This is a genomic window from Caballeronia sp. dw_19 (genome assembly GCF_018449515.1).
Lineage (GTDB): Bacteria > Pseudomonadota > Gammaproteobacteria > Burkholderiales > Burkholderiaceae > Caballeronia.
Genome location: NZ_JAAVUQ010000040.1, coordinates 43,432 through 66,926, shown reverse-complemented (window position 1 = coordinate 66,926; position 23,495 = coordinate 43,432). Strand labels below are relative to the sequence as shown.

The 23,495-nt window shown below is 58.3% G+C and carries 28 protein-coding genes and 1 pseudogene; 12 read left to right on the top strand and 17 right to left on the bottom strand.

The window, feature by feature from the left end:
- Positions 1–225 precede the first annotated feature (225 nt).
- From HB376_RS33885 to HB376_RS33865, 5 genes are all read right to left on the bottom strand, one after another.
- On the bottom strand, positions 226–1,071 hold the full coding sequence (locus tag HB376_RS33885) for a metallophosphoesterase (protein ID WP_213768021.1): 846 nt from the start codon (positions 1,069–1,071) through the stop codon (positions 226–228).
- A gap of 329 nt (positions 1,072–1,400) precedes the next feature.
- On the bottom strand, positions 1,401–1,715 hold the full coding sequence (locus HB376_RS41420; RefSeq protein ID WP_255631712.1) for a hypothetical protein: 315 nt from the start codon (positions 1,713–1,715) through the stop codon (positions 1,401–1,403).
- A 293-nt stretch (positions 1,716–2,008) separates the two neighbouring features.
- Positions 2,009–2,365, bottom strand: coding sequence for a hypothetical protein (locus HB376_RS33875; protein WP_213768020.1), 357 nt, complete (start codon positions 2,363–2,365; stop codon positions 2,009–2,011).
- Between the two features lie 40 nt (positions 2,366–2,405).
- Positions 2,406–2,894, bottom strand: a complete 489-nt coding sequence (locus HB376_RS33870) for an OB-fold putative lipoprotein (RefSeq protein WP_213768019.1) — start codon at positions 2,892–2,894, stop codon at positions 2,406–2,408.
- Positions 2,895–3,056: 162 nt separating this feature from the next.
- On the bottom strand, positions 3,057–3,497 hold the full coding sequence (locus tag HB376_RS33865; RefSeq protein ID WP_213768018.1) for a CBS domain-containing protein: 441 nt from the start codon (positions 3,495–3,497) through the stop codon (positions 3,057–3,059).
- 381 nt (positions 3,498–3,878) lie between these two features.
- Here HB376_RS33865 and HB376_RS33860 point away from each other — a divergent pair, with 381 nt between their 5' ends.
- A complete protein-coding gene (locus tag HB376_RS33860) occupies positions 3,879–4,841 on the top strand; it encodes a chemotaxis protein (RefSeq protein ID WP_213768017.1) in 963 nt (320 codons plus the stop codon).
- 146 nt (positions 4,842–4,987) lie between these two features.
- On the opposite strand, the gene HB376_RS33855 is transcribed toward HB376_RS33860, so the two are convergent.
- From HB376_RS33855 to HB376_RS33845, 3 genes are all read right to left on the bottom strand, one after another.
- Positions 4,988–5,254, bottom strand: coding sequence for a hypothetical protein (locus HB376_RS33855; protein ID WP_213768016.1), 267 nt, complete (start codon positions 5,252–5,254; stop codon positions 4,988–4,990).
- A 317-nt stretch (positions 5,255–5,571) separates the two neighbouring features.
- Positions 5,572–6,009, bottom strand: coding sequence for a response regulator (locus HB376_RS33850; protein ID WP_213768015.1), 438 nt, complete (start codon positions 6,007–6,009; stop codon positions 5,572–5,574).
- A 177-nt stretch (positions 6,010–6,186) separates the two neighbouring features.
- The gene (locus HB376_RS33845; protein WP_213768014.1) at positions 6,187–6,519 is read right to left on the bottom strand and encodes a hypothetical protein; all 333 of its coding nucleotides are present in this window, start codon (positions 6,517–6,519) and stop codon (positions 6,187–6,189) included.
- A gap of 227 nt (positions 6,520–6,746) precedes the next feature.
- Here HB376_RS33845 and HB376_RS33840 point away from each other — a divergent pair, with 227 nt between their 5' ends.
- A complete protein-coding gene (locus HB376_RS33840) occupies positions 6,747–7,766 on the top strand; it encodes a transporter (protein ID WP_213768013.1) in 1,020 nt (339 codons plus the stop codon).
- 58 nt (positions 7,767–7,824) lie between these two features.
- On the opposite strand, the gene HB376_RS33835 is transcribed toward HB376_RS33840, so the two are convergent.
- Positions 7,825–8,292 carry a nuclear transport factor 2 family protein gene (locus tag HB376_RS33835; RefSeq protein ID WP_213768012.1) on the bottom strand — a complete coding sequence of 156 codons (468 nt, stop codon included), beginning with the start codon at positions 8,290–8,292 and terminating at the stop codon, positions 7,825–7,827.
- A 147-nt stretch (positions 8,293–8,439) separates the two neighbouring features.
- Between HB376_RS33835 and HB376_RS33830 the strand changes: the two genes are divergently transcribed.
- Positions 8,440–9,024 (top strand): TetR/AcrR family transcriptional regulator, encoded by a 585-nt coding sequence (locus HB376_RS33830; protein WP_213768011.1) that lies wholly within the window; start codon positions 8,440–8,442, stop codon positions 9,022–9,024.
- 142 nt (positions 9,025–9,166) lie between these two features.
- Here HB376_RS33830 and HB376_RS41415 read toward each other — a convergent pair.
- Positions 9,167–9,358, bottom strand: a pseudogene (locus HB376_RS41415) (RcnB family protein); the annotation flags it as partial.
- A 636-nt stretch (positions 9,359–9,994) separates the two neighbouring features.
- Here HB376_RS41415 and HB376_RS33820 point away from each other — a divergent pair.
- A complete protein-coding gene (locus HB376_RS33820; RefSeq protein ID WP_213768009.1) occupies positions 9,995–10,471 on the top strand; it encodes a DUF3331 domain-containing protein in 477 nt (158 codons plus the stop codon).
- 498 nt (positions 10,472–10,969) lie between these two features.
- The gene (locus HB376_RS33815; protein WP_213768008.1) at positions 10,970–11,173 is read left to right on the top strand and encodes a hypothetical protein; all 204 of its coding nucleotides are present in this window, start codon (positions 10,970–10,972) and stop codon (positions 11,171–11,173) included.
- Positions 11,174–11,288: 115 nt separating this feature from the next.
- Here HB376_RS33815 and HB376_RS33810 read toward each other — a convergent pair whose 3' ends face one another.
- The 3 genes from HB376_RS33810 to HB376_RS33800 are packed head-to-tail and all read right to left on the bottom strand — an operon-like array spanning position 11,289 to position 13,504.
- The gene (locus tag HB376_RS33810; RefSeq protein WP_213768007.1) at positions 11,289–11,807 is read right to left on the bottom strand and encodes a cupin domain-containing protein; all 519 of its coding nucleotides are present in this window, start codon (positions 11,805–11,807) and stop codon (positions 11,289–11,291) included.
- A gap of 12 nt (positions 11,808–11,819) precedes the next feature.
- Positions 11,820–12,581: an ABC transporter permease gene (locus HB376_RS33805; protein WP_213768006.1), complete on the bottom strand. Its 762-nt coding sequence runs from the start codon at positions 12,579–12,581 to the stop codon at positions 11,820–11,822.
- Positions 12,578–13,504 carry an ABC transporter ATP-binding protein gene (locus HB376_RS33800; protein WP_213768005.1) on the bottom strand — a complete coding sequence of 309 codons (927 nt, stop codon included), beginning with the start codon at positions 13,502–13,504 and terminating at the stop codon, positions 12,578–12,580. The genes HB376_RS33805 and HB376_RS33800 overlap by 4 nt, the downstream gene beginning before the upstream one ends.
- 137 nt (positions 13,505–13,641) lie before the next feature.
- On the opposite strand from HB376_RS33800, the gene HB376_RS33795 reads away from it, so the two are divergent.
- Both HB376_RS33795 and HB376_RS33790 read left to right on the top strand, forming a co-directional pair.
- A complete protein-coding gene (locus HB376_RS33795) occupies positions 13,642–14,070 on the top strand; it encodes a DUF1810 domain-containing protein (protein WP_213768004.1) in 429 nt (142 codons plus the stop codon).
- Positions 14,071–14,317: 247 nt separating this feature from the next.
- The gene (locus tag HB376_RS33790) at positions 14,318–15,286 is read left to right on the top strand and encodes a bile acid:sodium symporter family protein (protein WP_213768003.1); all 969 of its coding nucleotides are present in this window, start codon (positions 14,318–14,320) and stop codon (positions 15,284–15,286) included.
- A gap of 43 nt (positions 15,287–15,329) precedes the next feature.
- Here the strand turns inward: HB376_RS33790 and HB376_RS33785 are convergent, their stop codons facing one another.
- Complete coding sequence (locus HB376_RS33785) at positions 15,330–15,911, bottom strand: isochorismatase family protein (protein ID WP_213768002.1); 582 nt, start codon at positions 15,909–15,911, stop codon at positions 15,330–15,332.
- A gap of 212 nt (positions 15,912–16,123) precedes the next feature.
- Here HB376_RS33785 and HB376_RS33780 point away from each other — a divergent pair, with 212 nt between their 5' ends.
- Positions 16,124–16,390, top strand: a complete 267-nt coding sequence (locus HB376_RS33780; RefSeq protein ID WP_213768001.1) for a cupin domain-containing protein — start codon at positions 16,124–16,126, stop codon at positions 16,388–16,390.
- An 84-nt stretch (positions 16,391–16,474) separates the two neighbouring features.
- Here the strand turns inward: HB376_RS33780 and oxlT are convergent, their stop codons facing one another.
- Entirely contained in the window at positions 16,475–17,779 is a 1,305-nt protein-coding gene (oxlT, locus tag HB376_RS33775; RefSeq protein WP_213768034.1) for an oxalate/formate MFS antiporter, read from the bottom strand.
- Between the two features lie 365 nt (positions 17,780–18,144).
- Positions 18,145–19,038 (bottom strand): transcriptional activator NhaR, encoded by an 894-nt coding sequence (gene nhaR / locus HB376_RS33770; protein WP_213768000.1) that lies wholly within the window; start codon positions 19,036–19,038, stop codon positions 18,145–18,147.
- 131 nt (positions 19,039–19,169) lie between these two features.
- Here nhaR and HB376_RS33765 point away from each other — a divergent pair, with 131 nt between their 5' ends.
- The 3 genes from HB376_RS33765 (at position 19,170) to HB376_RS33755 (ending at position 21,313) form a co-directional block, all read left to right on the top strand.
- Positions 19,170–19,490 (top strand): zf-TFIIB domain-containing protein, encoded by a 321-nt coding sequence (locus HB376_RS33765; RefSeq protein WP_213767999.1) that lies wholly within the window; start codon positions 19,170–19,172, stop codon positions 19,488–19,490.
- A gap of 76 nt (positions 19,491–19,566) precedes the next feature.
- On the top strand, positions 19,567–20,034 hold the full coding sequence (locus tag HB376_RS33760) for a CBS domain-containing protein (RefSeq protein ID WP_213768033.1): 468 nt from the start codon (positions 19,567–19,569) through the stop codon (positions 20,032–20,034).
- A gap of 442 nt (positions 20,035–20,476) precedes the next feature.
- Positions 20,477–21,313, top strand: a complete 837-nt coding sequence (locus HB376_RS33755) for a DMT family transporter (protein ID WP_213767998.1) — start codon at positions 20,477–20,479, stop codon at positions 21,311–21,313.
- A 35-nt stretch (positions 21,314–21,348) separates the two neighbouring features.
- On the opposite strand, the gene HB376_RS33750 is transcribed toward HB376_RS33755, so the two are convergent.
- Positions 21,349–21,936 (bottom strand): hypothetical protein, encoded by a 588-nt coding sequence (locus HB376_RS33750; protein WP_213767997.1) that lies wholly within the window; start codon positions 21,934–21,936, stop codon positions 21,349–21,351.
- A gap of 386 nt (positions 21,937–22,322) precedes the next feature.
- Between HB376_RS33750 and HB376_RS33745 the strand changes: the two genes are divergently transcribed.
- Positions 22,323–23,423 carry an IS5 family transposase gene (locus HB376_RS33745; RefSeq protein ID WP_213767996.1) on the top strand — a complete coding sequence of 367 codons (1,101 nt, stop codon included), beginning with the start codon at positions 22,323–22,325 and terminating at the stop codon, positions 23,421–23,423.
- The last annotated feature ends 72 nt before the right edge of the window (positions 23,424–23,495 follow it).

Below are 23,495 nucleotides of genomic sequence, written 5' to 3'. Positions count from 1 at the left end.
AGAACCCGTTTCCACACCTTATTCCGAATACCCACGACATGTACGCGCAGGAACACGCGGCTGCTTGCGGTCGTGACAACAATAAGCTGTGGCGTTGTACAAGCTACCCTGCACCCCATACCACGACCATTGCAAGAACGAGAGACGCCACGAACAACATCAGTGCATGGTCACCGGCCACGTGCGATTCCTCAAACAAGCGGGTGTACCGCACTTCGATCTATTTCATAAAAGCGTCGCTAATGGAGTCTTGAGCGACTCGCTATCCAGGTCGAGTTCGTGCTGCATGATGGGTTCAAACGATGCGCTCGCCTGATTGAAATCCCAGCGCGCAACAATCGCACGGCGTGCGCCCGTATGCGACGCATCGTAGTCAATCACGTTCACCGAATTGGGCACGTTCCCGCGCACGCGCGAAGACAACGAGGTTCCCGCTTGCACGGCCCACATCGGATGCGGCAAGTCCTTGTTCGCAACATGCAGCGGCACCACATACGGAAGATGGATATGACCGCCCAGGATCAGATCCACGCCCGCTTGCGACCAGCGTTCAATCGCATGTTCGCGGCCGTGCAACAGGTTCCTGATGTCTTTGGCACGCGCAGCCACAACAGGCTGATGTGTAACGACAACCCGCAGTTGCCGTGCCGTCGCTTGTTCGAATCGGCGGACCACGCGCTCCACTTGCTGAGCCGATACTTCGCCATCCTTACGACGATACGCCCGCGTAGTATTCACGCCAATTACCAACAGTTCCGCCGATTCGAAGACAGGTTCGAGATCGTCTCCAAACACGCGCTGATAATTGGCATAGGGGTGTGCAACGCGCGCGAATATGTTGAACAGCGGAATGTCATGATTGCCCGGCACGACAACAAAAGGCGTTGCACCGAACGGTTCGACGAACGCCTGCGCGGCACTGAATTGCGCACGCCTGGCACGTTGCGTAATGTCGCCGGACATGACAACGAGATCGGGCTGCAACGTATTGGCAAGACGCAGCAACGCCGCCACGGCCGGTGGCTGTTCGGTGCCAAAGTGCGGATCTGAAATCTGAAGCAGCAGGGTCATAAGCGATTGGCATTGGCCACGCCGGCCTCGGGCTTGAGCAGAATAGCGGCTCCGGGGCGACGCGAAATTCGAGCGGCGTGGTGATCGAGTTTATCTTGCCATCGGTCGCAACTTTCACAGGCCGTTGACGTTTAGAGGGATCGGACGCGTCGACGTCAGGTCCGAGCGATCAGGCCCATGCGGAGCACCTGACAACTATACAATTAGCTTGCGAATAGATTGAACGAACGGCTTTGACGGAAGGAACGTGAGGTAGCAAGATGACAAGAACTGCGCGAGCACAAAAAACCCCGCACATGGCGGGGCGAGAAAGAGCGTAGTCGGGCCGGCTAAATCCAGTGGAATCCTCGTGCCATCAGGCCTGCAAGTCCTACGGCCACGGCAATGATGGCCCCAAACAGGAGGCGAAAGTCAGTCGTGCGGATACCGTTGATGTCTCCGCGGATCGCACGTACGTCGTCCTTCAGGTCCTTGATGTCCCGTTGGATAAATTCCTGCCCTGCTTCCAGCTTCGCGATTCGAGGTTCCATGCCGCCATCATCGCCGCCGCCGCCTAAATCGTCAATACTGACTGGCTGTTTGGGTCCCGCGTTGCTGCCGGTCCATTCTAAAATCTTATTTCGACTCATATTGATGACGTCCATGCTGGATTCTGCGCAATCCAAAATCCCACCTTATTGGCGCTGTAAAACCGCATGTAACCACAATGGGTACATTCCATTGCAATCACGTTGAGTGGCTCCAGTCGCGCTTTTGCGTCCCATCCGTAAGTGCCGAACCACTGGTAGGTTGGCCCGCCTTCTGCTAGTAGACCGATGGCCCAGTTCGGCTGGCTGCACGAGTTACACACGTTATTTACATCGTGAGCTACCAGGTAGCGCAGAAAATCAGCGTAGCGGGGCGCTCTTGGTAATCCGTATTGGGTTTGAGGCATTGCTCAGGCCGCCGATTTTTTATTGCTGGCGCTGCCCGGTAGCGGCGTCGCCTCGGGCAAGTCCAACCACAGTCTGATCCGACTGCATTCAGCAAGCATTACGGGACCGCCGGTTTTCATCGCACGCTGCAGATCGGCACGGCAAGCCGCGCCGCCAATGTTTTGATCGCACGCCGACATGTCCGGCATCGCCCTTCGTGCGACGTACATAGCCGCCAGCGCCGTTCCGCTCTTATCGTCGCCGGGCGACTTCCCGCCGTCAGCGAACCAAGTTGCCAACTTTTCGCGCCGCTCTCTGTCGAGCCTCGCCGCATACCGGTTGGCCGGCGTGCAGTCGCGGAGCATGGATTGGATGGTCATGCCAGCGCCGGTGCATACGAGCGTTACGCTCGCGCTCCGCTTATACGAACGAGGCTGCATCGGTCGCCCCCTCATCGTCGTGGTGGGCCTGGACCAGCGAAAAATCATCAGTTCCGGGAAGCGACAGGTAGGCGGAGTCGGAAAAGTCCTTGTTGATCGACTTGATTCGCCCACCGATCAACAGAAGCTTGCGTTTGTATTTGGCGTCAGCGGCGACCCCGTTGTCGCTATATTCCCGCGCCAACTGCAACGAGGACACGGAGTAGTCGATGCCGAGGCTCGGCAACCCGATATTGGACTCTCCACCGTTGAGCGCGTCCGCTATGTCATCCGATAGCAGCGCTTGGGCAAAGGCCACGCCGCGCTGGTTGATCACGGGCTTAGGGTCTGCGCCGCGCGAAATTCCAGCCGGCGCAGACCCGGACGTCGAGTTCATGTTGCCTGGGCCAGGCTTATGCTTTCCGCCGATCGCACCGGTAGCTATCACGACTGCGCCAGCGATCAGGGACCACTTTAATGTCTTATTCATTCACACCCTCGCTTGTAGGGCGGCGTATGCCGCTCTTGATGATGGCAAGCGTGTTGTGGAGGGTGGAATCAGATGATTCTTAAATGATGAAATACCCACGCAGCGGCAACAAATAAAACACAGCGCGGCGTCTTCACGCCGCGCTGCATCCTCCCGGGCAAGCTACATGTGCTCGCCTCGTATATACCCCTCGAGTTGATGAATCGTGAGTTGCTGCTCGGAGATAATATTCGCCACCAGATCGCCGATTGAAATCATGCCCACCAGCTTTTCGCCATCGATCACCGGCAAATGCCGCATGCGGCGCTCGGTCATCAAGGCCATGCAGTCGTCCGTGGTCTGGTCGGGACGCACGAAACGCACTTGCGAGGTCATGATCTCGCGCACGGGAGTTTGTCGCGAGACACGATCCATCAGCACCACTTTGCGGGCATAGTCACGCTCGGTCATGATGCCGACGATCGCTTCACCGTGGGTCACGATCAACGCGCCAATGTGCTTCTCCGCCATCATCGCAATGGCCTCGTAGACCGATGCCGTATCGGCGATCGTGAAGATGGTGTGATCGGATTTCGAATTAAGAACTTGTGCGACTGTTGCCATCGAACGCCTCCGTTGAACCGCGCGCCGCCCGCCGGATAGCGGGCGTTCCACATGGTTGGATAGCCGGCGTTTAGAGCGCGGCACGTCGGCTGACACTCCCCAGCCACCGCGTTGAATCATTCGCCGTACATCCAGCGCCTTACATCCAGATTACCCAGCCCATTCAAAAAGTATAGGCCAGACACCTGCCGCGTGAACGCTGGAAAACACTGCTTTTTATGCGTCCAAGGGTCTATCCCGATACTGCCGCGTGCGCGACTTGCCCTGCATGAAACGTTCCCGCGACAGCAGGCCGAAAAGTGCTTCAGTTTCCCCACTCCGCGCCGCTAATCAAGAACCGGCTAATTAGAAGCCCGGCATAAATCAATCAGGAGAACCACCTTGAGCAGTTCACAACACGACATCGAACAGCGGGTTCGGCTCGCCGGCAACAACATGTTCGAACTGCTCCTGTTTCGCCTGGGCGAAGCGCCGGACTCCGAACAACGCGAGCTATATGGCATCAATGTGTTCAAGGTGCGCGAGATCCTCGCCATGCCGCCTATCACCGTGGTCGCCGGCGCAAACCCGGAGATTCTTGGCGTAGCCGATATCCGCGGCCAGATCATCCCCGTGATCGATCTGGCGCAGGTCACGGGCTGCCAGCCGAAGAACGGTCTCAAGATCCTGCTGGTCACCGAATTCGCACGCACGACGCAAGGTTTTGCCGTCGAGGAAGTCGATGACATCGTGCGGCTGGAATGGAATCAGGTTTTGTCTGCGGAATCGCATTCGGGCGGACGGACGGTGACCAGCTTCGCGCGCCTCGACGGCAACGTGGACGGCTCGCGACTCGCGCAAGTGCTGGATGTCGAACAGATTCTGCGCGACGTGCTGCCGTCGACGGAAGTGGAGATCAATGAATCAAGCACTGGCCGGCTGGTCCTGAAACCGGGTACCAAAGTGCTCGCCGCCGACGACTCCGGCGTCGCGCGCAGCCTGATCGAACAAAGCCTGACCGCGATGGGCGTGTCGTTCATCATGACCAAGAGCGGCCAGGAAGCGTGGAACGTGCTGGAAGACTTGCAGAGCAAGGCGGAAAAGCATGGCCGTTGCGCCGCGGACGAAATTGCGCTCGTCCTGACCGACCTCGAAATGCCGGAAATGGACGGATTCACGCTGACACGCCGTATCAAAGCAAACGCCGGCATGCAGGCCATTCCGGTCGTGATCCACTCCTCGCTGTCCGGGTCGGCGAACGAGGAGCATGTGCGCAAAGTAGGCGCGAACGCTTATGTGGCCAAGTTTGCCGCGGGAGAACTGGCGGCGGTGATGCGCGATGCGCTCAAAATGACAGGCACCTGAAACGGTCGCTCTTCACGCACAAACACAAACGCCCGCAGAACTTTCGTTCAGCGGGCGTTTGTGCGTTTCTGTACTACATGGCCATCAGGCTTGGCGCGATCACGGCGGCGCGAGTAGCGCCGGCCGTGCACGTAGGAGCCCGGAGATTATTGACCGGAGAAAACAGGTTGCGCGTTGTTCGTACGATCGCGGCTCGAGCCCGATTGCGACACCGACGTGCGTGCGCCACCGTAGCCGTTCGCATCAGCGTTGTTTTGAGCAGCGATGGTTTGCAAGTTCATGCCTTGTTGCGAAGCCGGAGCACCCACCGACGGCCGATACGAAGGTGCCGGGCCGTAGCCGCTGGCAAACGCCGGAACTGCGATAGAAGCCGTAACGGCGACGAGTAACGATGCGAGAAGATTCTTTTTCATGCTGAGCTCCGATATACGTTGGACTTCGACTGGTTCAGAAGGCGTCGCAGCGGTCAAACTTATTTCGGTAGCTGCTTCGTCAATGAAATGCAGTGTATACCCCTACTATCGGCTTTTTATCCCCATAAAGTTCAATACACTTTTCGGGATAAACCAATAATGGGAGGACGTCCAGATCGGGGAAAATCGCTGCGGGCGAGCCTGTAAAAGGCTCACCCGGAAGTCGCGGTAAGCAGGATTTTTAGAGGGCCTGACCCGACGAAATCAAAAAAATTCGAATCGGACGCTCATCGCCCCACTGAATTCTCGGGGAATGTTCAGTGAACCTGGACCAGCCGGCTGATCAGGCTGACCAGGACACCGGGCGCGTTGCCCTTCTGGCAATAGCCGTCGAACCCCGCGTGGAGGCCTTTCGAGCGCACGTAATCCTCGCCGAGCGCCGTAAAGGCGATGATCCCGGCGTTCCGGGTGGGGGAAATCCGGCGCAGCACGCGCGCGGTCGCAAAACCGTCGTGCTCCGGCATGCTGATGTCGAGCACCACAATGTGCGGCACCCAGCCGTCAATAGCCTGCAGCGCGTCAACGCCGCTCAACACATACCGCGCATCACAACCATCCGCGCTCAGCGCCGCAGCGAGGCCCTCGGCGCTGGCGGCGTTGTCGTCGACAACCAGAATGCGCCAACGGCCGGCGTCCGCGTCGACATTCCGGTCGGTCCATAACACGCAGCTTGGGGTAGAAGAGACTGAAACCATGACCGCTCAGATTTATGCATGTGCAGCAAACGCAGCATTTTCCGCGCCATCTTGCTTATTTGCTGCAAGCGGTTTATGTCGACGTGATGAAAAAACCGCCAGATCGCTTGTCCGATAAAGCCGGATGCGCTTAAAACCGGCGGCGCGCCGGCTTCGCAGGGCGACGCCGGCGCGGCTTCAGGATTTTGTTTTGGCCTTTTTGCTGGAAGATTCGTCGGTGGAGCGTAGTTTTGCGTTCGCCGATACCAACAGGTTTGCATCGACCTGACGCACTGCGTGTTCGAGACCGTCCAGCGCGTCGCGCAAACTGCGTTTTTGAGCCTTGTTCAGCGGCTGCGGCCCCGATTCCTCCACCAGCTTCGCTTCCTTTTCCAGCCGCTTGAGCAATTTGGCTCCCAGACGGCTGTCGATGGCCTGCTCGCCCAGCAATTCGACGATGCTCGTCGCGAGCCGCGTCAGTCCGTCTGCCGTGGTTTGCGTAGGTTCGTCCTGCTCGACGCGATCTTCCATTTGTGTTTCCCCGATGAAGCTTAAAGGGTCGGGCTGCGCCCGACGGCCCTCTTGCACCGCGCGAGTCTACCCATAGGGCGTGACAACCATAAGTACTTTCTGTGTCACGCGGCATTTGCCCAACAATAACGCAAATCGAGGCGGACGTTGCTTGATTCGAATTGCATGGCAGGGACAATCGAAATCCGCAGTCCCTTCCAATTGCCATTGCTGATGACCGACTCACCATGACTACCGCCCTACCCTACGCCTCGGATTTCTCCGGCATCGTGTGCGGCTTTCGTTTCGCCCCGGACACGGCGGGCCTGGCTATCGACTCCGCCGGTGCGCTCGAGTGGCTGGCGCAATCCAGCGCCGAACGCGCTTCGAACGACTTCGTCTGGCTGCACTTCGACCTCGCGAACAGCGCAAGCGAACGCTGGATGCGCACGCAGCTCGAGCTGCCGGACGCCTTCTTCGAGAACCTGCGCGACGGCTCGCATTCCACGCGGATAGAACATCAGGAGGGCGCGCTGCTCGCCGTCATCAACGACGTGATGTTCAACTTCGACGTAACACCCTCCGAAATCGCAACGTTATGGGTCTACACGCGCGAAAAGCTGCTCATCACCGCGCGGCTGAAACCGCTGCGTTCCATCGATACACTGCGGGAATCGGTACGCAACGGCGAGGTCTTCCGGTCGACGGCCGAACTGCTCATTCATCTGTTGCGCGACCAGGCCGATCTGCTGGTACAAATCGTCCGGCGCACGAGCATTGACATCGACCAGATAGAAGACCGGTTTCTTTCCATGCGGTCCCCCGCTACCCGCTCCGAACTCGGCGCGTCGCGACGCGTGCTCGTCAGGTTGCAGCGTTTGCTCGCGCCTGAACCGGGATCGATTTTCCGGCTGCTGGCACGGCCGCCGCGCTGGCTGCAAAATCTCGACCTTCAGGATCTTCGCGATGCCACCGAGGAATTTTCGCTGGTGTTGGGCGATCTTGCGGGGCTGGTAGAACGCATCAAGCTGCTGCAGGAAGAGATCGCCGCGCGCACGGACGAGCAAAGCAACCGCACGCTTTTCACGCTGACGCTGGTTACCGTGCTGGCGCTGCCGATCAACATAGTCGCGGGGATTTTCGGCATGAATGTTGGCGGAGTGCCGCTGGCCGACAACAAACACGGGTTCTGGCTGATGGTGGCGATCGTTGCGACCTTCACCGTGCTGGCGGGATGGTGGGCCTTTTACCGGCGGCGAGGCCGCTAGCATGCCGGCAGTCAGTCGATGCAATCGATGATCGAAGAGACTGCCGGCCGAGCTTCGATCAGAACCCCAGGTCGCTCAAGCCAGGATGATCGTCGGGACGGCGGCCGAGCGGCCAGTGATATTTGCGCTCGGACTCCTTGATCGGCAAGTCGTTGATACACGCGTGCCGATGCGTCATCAAGCCAGCTTCGTTGAACTCCCAGTTCTCATTGCCGTAGCTCCGGAACCGGTTTTTGGAATCATCGTGCCATTCGTAAGCAAAGCGCACCGCAATCCGTGATTCGGTGAACGCCCACAATTCCTTGATCAACCGATAGTCCAGTTCACGCGCCCATTTGCGCGCCAGGAACGCCTCCACCTCAGCACGTCCCGACACAAACTCTGCGCGGTTGCGCCAGCGTGTGTCTTCGCTATAGGCGAGGGCAACCCGCTTCGGGTCGCGGGAATTCCAGCCGTCTTCCGCGAGACGGACCTTTTGCCGGGCGGTGTCGGCATCGAATGGCGGGAACGGCGGTTTGCTTTCCATGGCGTTTCCTTTTGATCGTGGGGAGTTGATCGGCGAATGATGTAATGTCGATTGTGTTGTCGGTCGACAGCATGATCTGCCAGTAGACAGGTCTGTCTACACCCTCACTCTAGCGCAAGGAGACAGACCTGTCTACAATGACTCACCATGAACAACTATTCATCAAATACAGAGCTTTTGGCCGAGCTGTCACCGGCCGAGCGCATTCTTGTCACCGCCCACGCGCTGTTCTATCGGGATGGCATTCGCGCGACCGGCATCGATCGTGTGATCGCGGAATCGGGCGTCGCGAAGAAGACGTTTTATCGCTACTATCCGGCGAAAAACGATCTGATCGTTGCATTCCTGGAGTATAGGCATCGCAACTGGATGACCTGGTTCGAAGACGCCGTGAAGCGTCACGGCGCAGACGCGGATGCGCTGGTGCCGGCGCTGGCAGAATGGTTCGAGAGCGATGTGTATCGCGGCTGTGCGTTCATTAACGCGGTGGTGGAAGTGGGCGGGACCCTGCCCGAAGCGGTCGATATTTCACGACGTCACAAGCTGGACATGGCCGCGGTCATCAGGACGCTCTTGCCGGCATCGTCGAGAATGGCGAAGGCCGACGCGCGTGCATTGGCCATGGCGGTGGATGGCGCCATAGTCGGTGCGCAATTTGAAGAATCGCCTGACGTAGCGTTGAAGTCGCTGGCGCGCGTGGTGAAAGCGATCACCGATACCGCCAGGATGTAGCGCAACGGTGGCGGTGGAGAGTTCACGCCGCGGGCATAAAACAAGGCCGGTCCAAAACGCGAGTTTGGACCGGCCTTGTTAATTTGACTCGCGGATACGTCCGCTACGGCAGCGGGGCGCAAGTAAGACCGCGAGTAAGCGCTTAGTGGCCGTTGCTCAGCACGATCTGCGCTATCACGCCGGTCGCGATCGCGGCAAGCACGTAATCGCCGTTCACGCCCACCCAGTGGTAACCGCGCGGGGGCTGACGCAATCCATAACCGCGATAATCGTCGACCACATATTGGCGATCACGATAGTCGCTCGGCAAGCGGTCCCCGTTGTGCCAATCACGCGGGCCTTCTGCACGCGGGCCGCCAGGACCGGCACGTCCCGGGCCATTGTCAGCATGCATGGGCACGGGCGGACGGCCGTTGTTGTGGTTCTGGGCACCAGGGCCGCCTTGAGGGCCGTGGTTTTGACTTTGGTTCTGATAACCGCCGCCGTTGTGGCCTTGCATAGCGGGGCTACCCGGACGCTCTTGCGGTCGATCTTGATTACCCGGGCCGCCGGGGCCGCTTTGGGCAAAGCGCCGTAGCTGTCAGGCCCAAGCTTGCAAACAGTACTGCAACAGTAATATGACTTTTCTTCACGAACACCTCGTTCAACGTTGTAAGTACACAGCTAGTATGGCCTACGCAAGTCGCATTCCCCGGCAATGCGGCGAAACTTGACACCTTACGTAATCCATACAAATCAGAATCGCTCCGCACGCAAGGCTCTCGCTGAATGGCCCCACTATCGAACCCATTAAAACGTTCAATGAAGCGCACACAGCGTTTCTGCCGCATCGCGATATCGGGCAAAGCCTTATTGCATAAAGCGTTGTTGCGATTATTCGCGCTAACAAGACAGTGTATTCACCTTAAGGGTATTTATCCGGGCAGGCTGATTGCGTAAGTTCGACCCTGAACCATGCCAGGAACGAACCATGACAGCGTTAGCGAGAAGCGCGGACCCGTGGCTGCAAACGGTCCGCTCATTGACAGCGACCCACAACCGCGCGGCAGCTCCTGCCCCGCAGCAAAAGGCCGCGCACCCGTTTCTAGAGCGGCTCACGCGTGCGTGGGAGCGTGATCATCCGCGGGTTGTCTCGGCGTCGCCGGAATCGCCACGGCCGTTCCCCGAGGCTGTGGTGCGCGTGATCGAGCGGCCGAGCAGCGCGACGGCGATCGTGTACTGGTCCGACGCGGCAACCTGCCACTATGGTTACCAGGGATGGCGCGTGACCACGGCCACGTCTGACGGCGCCTGCGCATTGACCGGCGCGCTCATTCATCGAGGCGATTCGGTGTACCGGCCGTCACAGCGCGACCCGAAACCACAGAACGCATCGGCGATGATTCTTGCGGCTTCCATGCCACAGGGCGAGACCAGCGACGCCGATTTGCAGGACCAGCACGCCTGAACGCGTCGCGGAGCCCGGTTAAATGGCACGAAAGCACGACTGCATCATGCGGTTGTGCTTTTCGCTATGTGAAACACGTGCACCGGACACGCCGGTTCTGAGAAACAGCTTTAACTGTTTCCCTCGACGGTAATACACACGCGGATAAATGCAGTACCGGGCTGGTTCGTACTGTCTGCCTGACACGTTTATCGACCGCTCCGGTGTGTTCCTGCCTCCCCGCAAACGCTTGCGTCATTTGCAAGTTTCAAGCCCAAACTCGCGGCTGCACGCTGATAGTGCAGCCATCGTTTCATAAGCCAGAAGTACGAATCCCGTAACGCAACGCCATTAAACTGTAGAGCCGCGCTTTCATTGCAGGGTGCGCAACACGGCCAGAGGCAAGCGGTCCGCCGCCGTTACAGTCGTGCACCGAAAAGCGTCAAGAGTCGTAAATCTGTCATGGCAGTTCCGTAGGATCGCAGTCTCCCGCCGCTCCATCACTGCAAGGAGTTCATCGTGAAGAGTTATCAAGCGCAGCGCGTCGAAGCCAGAGACACTATTCGTTCAGGTGACACAGCTTACGAATCGCCGGTACGCCGCGAATCGCAGGAAGCACGTGCACAAGCGGATCAGGACGTCTATGGTGATTCACTCGACATACCGCTGAATCACGGCGGCATGATGGATGCCGTCCGCGACGCAGTCAGGGCCAATCTATAATAGAAGCACGAAAAAGCGGCGCCTCAGAAATGAGAGCGCCGCTTTTTTTTGTTCTGCTTTTACGTTGTTCTCAGGTATGGGTTGTATGCAGTGTGTGGCATGCACCGGCATGCGCTCAGCGCTTCGCCCCTACCGCCGGACCCAACCTTCCGATCACGGCCTCGTGCTGCGGATACGCTTTTGTCAAAGCGGTTACATCGGCAAGTTCGAACTCGCTGAACTCGAAACCCGGTGCTACCGTGCAGCCCACCAGCGCGAACGCCGCCGGGTCACATAACTCCGCCGCAAACCACTGCCCCGCCGGAACGACCGCCTGGAATACAGCGTCGTCATGCGTCAGTGCGTTACCCAGGCGATGCGTGAGCAACTGCCCCGCGGTATCGATGACATGAACGTTGATTGGCTCTCCTGCATAAAAGTGCCACACCTCGTCCGAGCGGATTCGATGCCACGCCGAATGCGCGCCATCGCAAAGCATGTAGTAGATCGCCGTCGATGCGGAGCGCGTCTCGCCGGGCGCAACATCACGCGTGAGCTCGCGCGCTACCCTGTCCGCGCCGCGAAATGTCTCGCGAAAATACCCGCCCTCAGGGTGCGGCTGGAGCCCGAACCGTTCGATCAGCACGTCACGCATCAGCCACGCTCCCTATGATTTCAGCCTGTAACCCGTCTTGAAGATCCATGCGACCACGCCGATAAACACCGCGAGGAACACCAGCGTCATGATAAGGCTGATCTCGACGCCGACATCGGCGGTGCCGTAGAAACTCCAGCGAAACCCGCTGATCAGGTACACCACCGGATTGAACAACGCGACGGCTTTCCAGAACGGCGGCAGGATATCGATGGAATAAAAACTCCCGCCCAGGAAAGTCAGCGGCGTGATGATCAGCAGCGGAATCACCTGCAGCTTCTCGAACCCGTCCGCCCAGATGCCAATGATGAATCCCAGCAAGCTGAACGTCACCGCCGTCAGCAGCAGGAATACGATCATCCAGAACGGGTGATCGACGTGCAACGGCACGAACAGCCGCGCGGTCGCAAGAATGATGAGGCCAAGGATGATCGACTTGGTGGCGGCCGCGCCAACGTAGCTCAGCACGATCTCCATATACGAAACCGGCGCCGACAGCAGTTCGTAGATAGTCCCCGTAAACCTGGGGAAATAGATGCCGAACGACGCGTTGGACACGCTCTGCGTGAGCAACGACAACATGACGAGCCCCGGCACGATGAACGCGCCGTAACTCACGCCGTTCACTTCGGGAATGCGTGAACCGATCGCGGCGCCGAACACGACGAAATAGAGCGAGGTGGAAATCACCGGCGAGATGATACTGCCCATGATGGTGCGCCAGGTGCGCGCCATTTCGAATAGATAGATTGCGCGGACTGCATGAATATTCATTTTTTCTCTCCGACCAGGCTCACGAAAATATCTTCCAGCGAGCTTTGCGTCGTTTGCAGGTCCTTGAACTTGACGCCGTTATCGGCGAGGTCTTTCAGCAGCGCAATGATGCGGCCCGGTTCATCCTGCGCGTCGTAGGTGTAGGTCAGCTCACTCCCGTCGGCCGACAGGTGGAGCCGGTAATCACTCAGGCCGGCGGGAATGTGCTCGATCTCGTCTTCCAGCTGCAGCGCGAGTTTCTTCTGGCCGAGCTTGCGCATCAGTTCGGCTTTTTCCTCGACCAGGATGATCTCACCGCCGTTGATCACACCAATCCGGTCAGCCATTTCCTCGGCTTCGTCAATGTAGTGCGTCGTCAGGATGATCGTCACGCCGCTCGCCTTCAGGCCGCGCACGAGATTCCACATATCGCGGCGCAGTTCGACGTCAACGCCTGCGGTCGGCTCGTCCAGGAACAGGATTTCCGGTTCGTGCGAGAGCGCCTTGGCAATCAGCACCCGGCGTTTCATGCCGCCGGACAGCGTGACCAGCTTGTTGTCCTTCTTGTCCCAGAGCGACAGCGACTTCAGCACCTTTTCTATGTGCGCCGGATTCGGCGGCTTGCCGAACAGACCGCGGCTGAATGAAACGGTCGCCCAGACGGACTCGAAGGCGTCGGTGGTCAACTCCTGCGGCACGAGGCCGATCATCGCGCGGGAGGCGCGGTAGTCGGAGATAATGCCGTGACCGTTGACCCGGATCGTGCCTTCCGTGGCGTTCACGATGCCGCACACAATGCTGATCAGGGTAGTTTTACCGGCGCCGTTCGGCCCCAGCAATGCGAAGATTTCGCCGCGGCGGATATTCAGCGTGACGTTTTTCAGCGCCTTGAAGCCAGACGCATAGCTCTTCGACAGATTCGAAATTTCGATGATGTTTTGCATGGCCGTGAAGATATCAGAAAGCGGAATATCGTTCGCAGATGACCGGGATTAGATCTGAGGCCGCGTGGTCGTCTAGCCACGAAAAACGCCGGGAACGTGGTTTGCGGCAATATCCCAGGAAGACCCCGGAGGCTCGCATGACCGATCCAGATCCTTTTGACTTGCAGCGTTTTATCGACGCGCAGGATCCGCTGTTCCAGACGGTGACGGCCGAGCTCGAGGCCGGCAAGAAACGCACGCACTGGATGTGGTTCGTGTTTCCGCAGATCCAGGGACTGGGTCATAGCGAAATGGCGCGCCGCTACGCGATTTCATCGGTGGACGAGGCGCGGGCCTACCTCGCTCATCCCGTGCTCGGCGAGCGGCTGCTGATTCTCACGCAAATCGTGAATGCGCTCGACGGGCGCTCGGTGGAGCAAATTTTCGGTTACCCCGACGACCTGAAATTCCATTCGTCGATGACCCTCTTCGCCCACGCCGCCACCGACAAGATGCCGTTCGAACTGGCGCTGAATACCTATTTCGGCGGAGAGCCGGACGCGGGTACGGTCGCGCGCCTGAGGTAAGCGGGAAATCCGCTCCAGCGGGTTTCTTCCGACGAAACGTTACAATTCACGTCGACGCATATTCGCCGCCCGCCGGTCCCACAAGGACCCGTGACGGCTTGCGTCACCGGCCGCATTTATCGACAGCACCGTCGGTCAAGCCTGGAACACCCTTCTTTTCGTTTCGTTGCTTCGTGACTGATCGCCCGCGCCTGATGCCCCAGCGCTCCGGGCGACGCCCCTATCAATCAGCCAGGATCGTCTCTCCATGCTTTCGCGCGTCACCCGCTTGTTCCCTCTTTGGGCCGTTCTCATTTCGGTCGTCGCGTACTTTTCGCCGGCAACGTTCACAGGCATTGCGCCGCACGTCACCACGCTACTCACCATCATCATGTTCGCGATGGGCGTAACGCTTTCGTTCGCCGACTTCCGGCGCGTTTTCACCCGGCCGGCGCCGGTTATAGCGGGGATCGGTTTGCATTACCTGGTGATGCCGCTCGCGGCCTGGGGCATCGCCAAATTGCTGCGCATGCCGCCCGACCTGACCGCAGGCATGGTGCTGGTGGGCAGCGTTGCCAGTGGCACGGCGTCGAATGTGATGATCTATCTCGCGCGCGGCGACGTGGCGCTGTCCGTTACCATCAGTGCCCTGTCCACGCTGGTCGGCGTGTTCGCCACACCGCTGCTGACGCGCCTTTACGTGGATGCGTCGATTGCCGTCGATGTCCACGGCATGCTCATGAGCATTCTCCAGATCGTCGCATTGCCTATCGTCGCCGGGCTGATCATCAATCAGTTGTTCAACAAGACCGTGCGAGCAATCGAGCCCGCGTTGCCGATCATTTCGATGATCGCAATCCTGCTGATTATCTCGGCCGTGGTGGCGGGGACGCAGAAAAGTATTGCGTCGGTCGGCTTGCTGGTGATGTTGGGCGTGATCCTGCATAACGGTATCGGCTTGCTTGGCGGATATTGGGGCGGCCGTCTGCTGGGTTTCGATGAAGCCGTGTGCCGCACGCTGGCAATCGAAGTCGGCATGCAAAACTCGGGACTCGCTGCCACGCTGGGCAAGCTGTATTTCACGCCGATCGCAGCGCTCCCGGGTGCGCTGTTTTCGGTTTGGCACAACTTGTCGGGATCCTTGCTGGCAGGGTACTGGGCCGGGCGGCCGGCGAAAGGATCGACGCGTGATCTTGAAGCGATGGCGTTGGCGAAAGGTTCGCGGCTGGAGAGCTGAGTTTGCTTAGGGGCGATGCGTCGCCTCCTTCGCTGTATTTCAATTACCCCTCCTGCAGCCCCGTCACCACCTCATCCGTGGACCGCACGCGCCCCATGCGCGTGAAAATTTCCCGCGTCGCAAACGTGTGTGCATCGGCTGTCAGCGACGTCATGGCGTCCTCCGCGAACACCAGTTCATAACCGCGATCAAACGCGGCACGCGCCGTCGACTCCACGCCGAAATTCGTCGCGATGCCGCTCATGACGATCGTTCGAATACCCTTGCGGCGCAGTTGCTGTTCGAGATCCGTGCCATAAAACGCGCCCCATTGACGCTTGGTCACGACGACGTCACCGCTCTGCACGCCCAGATCCGGCGACAACTCCGATGCATTCGCGGGCGGCGGCGGCGAACCCGGCGGACGCGTCAGCGGCGCGTCGGCGGGAAGGCTCAGCAATGCCGTTACATCCACGCGCACCCAGACGATCGTGCCGCCCTTCGCACGCAATGCATTGGCAAGTTGCACGGTCTTGCTGAGCACGTCGGCGGCGGAATGCGGCGCGAGCTGACGCGCGAGATTGCTGGTTTGCAGATCGATCGAGATAAGCGCGGTGAGTTCAGGATTCAAATCGAGACTTGGCATAGTGGCTTCCATTGTAGACACGCGTGACAGAAGGTAACGCGTAAAATATGAGTGCATCCTCATATTTTACGCGAATTTCAAATTCGCTCACATGCCAGGGGCTCGGAGGACCACGTTCGCCGCACAACGCGGCGCTAAGCATCCTCGCCTGCACCGCGTCGTTTCAACTTATATTAGTAGGTGACCCAAGACCCGCTAGAAGGGGAACGATCATGGAACGCGACGATTTCATCGAAATGCTCGCGCGCGGGGGTTTTCAGACCACCGTGCTGGTGGAGCGCGAAGCCGGCGCGTCTCTTGACGACCACGCGCATGCGTTCGAAGCCAAGGCGCTGATTCTCGAAGGTGAATTGACGCTGAGCATCGACAATAAAGACACGCGTTATCGACCAGGCGACGTGTTCCATTTGAGGGCAAACGAAACGCATAGTGAGCGTTACGGTCCCGAAGGCGTCTGCTATCTGGTGGGCAGGAAATAGTAGGACGGCCGGATGAACACCGGCCATTCTTTCATTACAAACGAGCGAAGCTGGAGAACACATGAGCTTCGCCGCATAGCATGATCACTCCTTCAAGGCCGAACCAAACGGCATGCCGGCTATGGTGGATGCATGCTTCTCCTTGTGAGCCTGCCGCATTGGCTTGAGCACAAAGAGCGCCAGCAGCGCCGACGCCGCAGCCATTCCCGAAGCCAGCATGAAGACCGCGTGCCAACTGCCGGTCGCGGCCGTAATCACGCTGCTGAACGGCACGAGCAAGGCCGCCGTCCCCTTCGCCGTGTAGAGCAGGCCGGCATTGGTGGCTGCAAATTTTGGCCCGAACGTATCGCCGCAAGTCGCGGGAAAGAGGCTGTAGATTTCACCCCAGGCGAAGAAGACAATACCCGTCAGTACGACGAACGCCACCGGACTCTGTCCATATTTCGACAGCAGCAAAATACCGACCGCCTCAATCGCAAACGCCATGAACATCGTGTTCTCGCGGCCGGTGCGATCCGAGATCCAGCCGAAGAAAGGCCGCGTCAAGCCGTTGAGAACGCGGTCGATCGTCAGCGCAAATGTAAGCGCGGGCAACGTCAGGCCAAGCAGCGAGACAGGCGAGTCATGCAGGCCGAAGTCCTTCGCAATCGGACCAAGCTGTGCGGTCGCCATCAAGCCGCCGGCCGCCATCATCACGAACATCAGGTACATCACCCAAAAGATCGGAGAGCTTACGACCTGCCTCGGCGTCGCGTTATAAACATCGCTCTTCAAGGCACTCTTGACCGATGCAAGCAGGCTTGCGGGCGGCGCATACAGCGCCATCCCGAGCAGGAACACCACCAGTCCCTGACCGAGGCCGAACCACAGGAAGGTGGCTTCGTAGCCGCTGCTCTTGATCATGTGCGCGATCGGCACGACAGTTGCGGCCGATCCCGCACCGAAGCCGGCGGCGGTGATACCGGCTGCCAGACCACGGCGAGTAGGGAACCATTTCAGCGCATTGCCAACGCACGTGCCATACACGGCCCCCGCGCCAACGCCACCCACGGCCGCCGCGAAATACAGCAACGGCAACGACGAAGCCACCGAGTTGAGCGCCCAGGCGATCGCACAAAGCAACCCACCGGCGACGACAACCGGACGCGGACCGTACTTGTCGACGAGATAACCTTCGATAGGAACCAGCCAGGTTTCCGTCACCACGAAGATCGTGAACGCTACTTGAATCGCCGCTCGACCCCAGTGATGCTTTTCATCGATTGGATTCACAAACAAGGTCCAGCCGTACTGCATATTCGCGATCATGGCCATGCAGATCACGCCAAACACGAGCTGCATCCACGGCGACGCTAGCCGCGACGTACCTTCCTGGCGGTTCGTTTCCATCACTGTCTCCTTGGCATTCGCTGCCTTGTATTCGGGACGCCGAATGGACGTCTCCGTCATCGCCTGTCCTTCGTTTCGATGGCGATGGAATACACAATATGTAATATATCAAGTAAGTACAATGAAAGAATTGACAGGGTTTTTACCAGATCGGGTTAATACTGAAAGAAATATGAAAGTATTTTTCCGATTGTTCCGTGCGATAAAAAAAGGCCCGCAGGCAAACCTGGCGGGCCGAGACGTGGTACGCGACATGGCAGTCCGCAACACGTACGACAGTTATAGTGGAAAGTTAAATGTAATGTAAGAGATTTATTCACAGAGTGCCCGTCGGCGGAGGACGCGCTCATGCGACTCGGCACTATCTACGCATTGAACAGCTTGCTGCGCGCCGCGCTCATGATCGACGATATGGCGGGATGGCTGATCCGCCGTTCAATGGAGATGGCGAAGAACTCTTCAACAATTGTTTCGATGTGTCCAACCGCAATCAAGCCGTGCTCTCGTTTAAGTTGTGCCGCCAGCACCGTCGGTGCAAACAGCACACCCCTTCCCTCGCGGCCAAAAGCGAGCGTCAGCGCGCTGTCGTCGAACTCTCCTACAATGCGCGGCGAGATCGTGCGCGACGTCAGCCAGTGATCGAGTTTCCTTCGGACTGCTGACTCAGTGCCGGGCAACAGCACCGGCATGTCGCTCAACGATGTGGGAAAAGCCTTTGCTGCGCGTGCCGCCAAGGATTTGGATGCGAAGCAACTCAGCGTCGAACGGCCGAGCGAATGGTTGAACGCCTTGACGTTCACATCGGGCGGGATAGGGGCGTCGGCAATGATCAGGTCCAGCTTATGCACGGCTAATTGCGAAAGCAGCGCATGCAGCTTGCCTTCGTGACAGATCAACCGCAGTGAGTCCGACAGGTTCAATGCCGGCTCGAGTAGACGATAAGCCACCGTCTTCGGAACTGAATCCGCCACGCCCACGCGCAGTTGCGCCCGCGCGGCTTCCTTCTCCTGCCTGACCGCGCTTTCCAGCTCGGCGCCGAGCGAGAAGATCTCATCGGCGTAATCGAGTGCAAGCCGGCCCGCATCGGTCAGTTCAAGGTTGCGGCCGCTCTTTTTAAAGAGCTTTTTATTGAGCGCGTCCTCAAGCAGTTTGATCTGGCCACTCAGCGTCTGAGGCGTGATGTGCAACTGCGTGCCGGCACGCGCAATGCCGCCCGCATGCGCCGCGGCCCAGAAATAATACAAATGCTTGAAGTTCATTCATGCCTCCATGGCGATGCTGGAATACATCGGTTTTCTCGAAGTATTAACGCCAAAAATACGAATTTTACATTACGCTTTCATCCGCTACATTGAGGCTTCGTTAGGGTTTTGATGAAGGAGCCAAGGTAATGAAATGTCCAGTGTGCAAGACGCCGGATCTGCTGATGGCGGACCGCCAGGGAATCGAAGTCGATTATTGCCCGACGTGTCGTGGTGTGTGGCTGGATCGCGGTGAGCTCGACAAACTGATCGGGCGCGCCGCTGACGAATCTGTCCCGCAAGCGCAAGCGGCAGCGGCAAGTACCCCGGTCGCGCGCCGGCATGACGAAGGTCGTCATTACAACGACCACGATCGCCGCCACGGTTACGGCGACGATGAGTATCGCGACCGGCGTTATCCGTACAAAAAGAAGAAGTCGCTTCTCGGCGACCTGTTCGACTTCGGCTGACAACGTCGGCTAAAAAGCGCGGATATGCGCCCAACACGAGTAACAGCTCAAACCTATTTCTTAATCGAGGCACATGATGGCAACAGTCGCACAATTGCTGAGTTCAAAAACAGATCAGTCCTTTCACACGATCGAGGCGTCGGCGAGTGTCTTCGACGCCATCAAGCTGATGGCGCATAAACAAATTGGGGCCCTGGTGGTCACGTCCGGAGACCACATCACCGGCATCGTGACAGAGCGCGACTATGCCCGGAAAATCGTGCTGCACGACCGGTTGTCAAAAGAGACGCCCGTGGGCGATGTCATGTCGAAAGCCATCCGATACGTTCGCCTTAATCAAACGACAGACGAATGCATGACGATCATGACTGAAAACCGCATACGTCATCTTCCGGTGATCGACGGCGGCCTGCTGATCGGCATGGTATCAATCGGCGATCTCGTCAGGAACCTGATCGTCGAGCAACAATTCACGATCCACCAATTGGAACACTACATTCGCGGCAACAGCCATGCAGCAGGGTTAGAGGTCGAAACGCGCTAGACATGGGCTGCGGTTTATGAGGAAAATCCTGTCGGACTGAAGCGAAATCGAATCAATCTCCTGGCGAGGAGCCGTTGCGTGAGACGCGAAAGCGCCCCTACGGCCCTCGTCTGAATTTTCATTGAAAAACTGAGGCAACGATTGAAACAAACGGCTTCTGGTAAATCACGCACTGACCGGCTGTGATGTAATCAGTTTGCTGCAAGACGTATGCGCATGGGTTGTGCATCGCTACGGGCAGGTGAGAAAAGCGCCGCGCGGTCGAACGCAATGCGCGCAGGCGGTGGTCAAGCGATACTGTCATGACAGGGCGGCTCGTCCGGCCAGCGGCAGCTCGCGTTCTCTGACATAATGGCGTTTCGCCGTTTGCCACTTTTCGCCACCAAACGCCTTGCATTGCCACGTACGCCGACACCATGCCGGCACCCTTCCCGCGGTCCTGATGCAGCCTTTCATCGTCTTGCTCGTCCTGTTCTCCGCGCTGCTGCACGCCACCTGGAACGCCTTCCTGCACACCAGCGGCGACCGTGTATGGCAGTTCGGCATGATGTCTTTCCCCTACCTCGTGTGTTCGGCGATCGTGTTGCTGTTCGTGCCCGCGCCGGCGCGCGCAAGCTGGCCGTACATCGCGGCATCGGCGGCTTTGCAACTCGGTTATTGCGTGGCGTTGGCGAAGGCCTACAAGGCGGGTGACTTCGGGCAAATTTATCCCATTGCGCGCGGCCTCTCGCCGCTGCTGGTGTTCGCTGGCGCGTTCGTCTTCGCGGGCGAACATCTTCGGCCGCTCGCGCTGGCGGGCGTCGCGCTCGTATCGATCGGTATCATTTCTCTGGCATTCCGCAAGCGCCGTTTCGCCACTGCAAGTGTGCCGGCCGCGCTCGTGACGGGCGCGTTCATCTCCGCTTACACAATCGTGGACGGCATCGGCGTGCGCGTAGCCGGTAGCGGCTTCGGATATATCGCGTGGGCGTACATCCTCTTCAACCTGCCCCTCGCCGCGATGGCTTTTTATCGATACGGCGGCCCGCGCCGCCTGTTCCTCGACGACCCGCGACGCTCGCTGCAAGCCTTAAGCGGCGGAGCGATCGCAATGGTCGCGTACACCATTGTGATCATTGCCTTTCGCTATCTGCCCATTGCGATGGTCTCAGCGTTGCGCGAGCTTAGTTCGATCTTCGCCGTTCTGATCGGCTGGCTGTTCATGCGAGAAAAGCTGACCGCGCGGCGCGTGCTGGCGTGCGCACTCGTCACGGCAGGCGCGGTTTTGATCCGCATTTAAATGGTGAAGTGCGGATTTTCAACCACGTCCACACATTATTTTGCCGTGGGCGTGACCTCCACTGCCGTGGCTGAAATTAATACGGCGTGAACGGTGTCGCCCGGCTTCAATTTATATGCGGCTATTTCAGAACTTAAATCGAACGTCTCTGTATGCCATGGGCCACGCAGGGTGATTGTTTTATTCTTGCTATTGACACTCTGCACTGTTGCGACAATCTCGGTTTCGTGGACTGCGCCGAAACCCTGAGAACCGGATGCGGGCGCATAAACCTCGGTATCGACACGTTTTCGCAATTCATCGCCCTTCGCTGAGGCTTTCGTTGCCCTGATCAGCATCGCATCCCTGACCTGCACATCCACACGATCGCCAATCTTCAAGGCATCGAAGTTCGTCACCTCCTTGCCGACCGCCACCGGCAGCACCCGGCCCTTCGCGCCTTTTAGCGTCAAGGTCCTGGCACCCGCGTCGATACCGACAATCTGCGCGTGAAGCTGCTTTGGCGGGGCATTCAGCGCGGATTGAATTGCGGCACTGGAAAGTTGCTGATCGGTTTGCGCGCCAACCTGCGCTGTCACCGTTAATAAGGCAAACGATAAAGCCACAGTCCATTTTGCGGTCATGCAGTTTCTCCGGGCGAAGGAAAATTAAATCGCGCACCGAATCGAATGATTAATTCTATTTAGGAGCGCCAGCGCATTAATTTGCGAGCGCTATTTATACCGCGCACACCGGAGTTCTGTCCACGAAACCGCATTAATTACTGATTATCAAGTAATCGGGTGAGGCATTTAATAGATCGGATTAATTTTAATTTTTATCACAATCACTTCAATTCAACAGGAATTCCATGCAAAACCGGCGTCCTTTTCAGGACACCGGGCAAAACCTGAATCTTTGAAGCTGACTGGTAATCAGGACTTAGCAGACTGCGGAAATACCTCACTCCGAAGTCACCCAAAAGGTCAGTTCAAACGTTGTTAGTAAAGCCCCCAACTGAGAGAAGACGATGCGCGGCGCCGATACCTTCACCGAGAACCTATTCACCTTGCGTAAGCTGGAGGACTTTGTTCCAGCAGATCATCCGCTGCGCTCGATTCGCAAGATGGCCAACGCAGCGTTGGCCAAGATGGATCGCTTGTTTGCCGGCATGTACGAGGCTGATATCAAAGGTGGGCGGCCCAGCATTGCGCCGGAGAAGTTGCTGCGCGCGATGCTGTTGCAAGTGCTCTATAGCGTTCGCTCGGAGCGCCAGTTGATGGAGCAGGTTCAATATAACCTGCTGTTTCGTTGGTTCATCGGGCTGTCGATGGACGATGCCGTGTGGGTGCCCACGGTATTCACCAAGAACCGCGAGCGGCTGATCAAACATGACGCAATCATCGAGTTCTTCAACGAGGTCGTGGGCATTGCCGAGAAGAAGTGCTGGCTTTCCGGTGAGCACTTCAGCGTCGATGGCACGTTAATTCAAGCATGGGCCGGCCATAAAAGCTTTGTACGTAAAGACGATGATCAGGACAGCGAAGACGGTGGGAACTTCAAGGGCGAGACGCGTAGCAACGAGACGCATGAATCGAAGAGCGACCCGGATTCGCGGCTGTATCGTAAGGGCAAAACGGCAAGCGAGCTACGCTACATGGGCCACACGTTGAGCGACAACCGCCATGGGCTGATCGCCAGCGCCTTGGTGACGCTCGCTGATGGCTATGCCGAGCGCGAAGCGGCCAAAGTAATGATCAACGATGCCCGCCAGGCGCTGGGCGATCCAACGCGCGAGATCACGCTGGGGGCAGACAAAGGCTATGACGCCGCAGAGTTCATCAAGGCTTGCCAGGAAATGAACATCACGCCTCACGTGGCGCAAAACAAGTCAGGCCGCCAGTCGGCAGTGCCCGAGTCAATCGCCGGGAGTGCGGGCTATGCGGTGTCACAGCAAAAGCGCAAGCTCATCGAACAGGGTTTCGGCTGGGCCAAGAGCATCGGCGGTATGCGCCACGTGATGGTGCGCGGCTTGAAGAAGGTCGATCAGATGTTCGTGCTGACGATGGCCGCGTACAACCTCGTGCGCATGCGCACCTTGGGACAACTCCGTCCGTTGCAGGCGCAGTGAACCAAAAATGCGCAAGAGAACGTCATAAACAGGTCCGAAAACCGAAATTAACCGGTCCATATTCCAAACTAT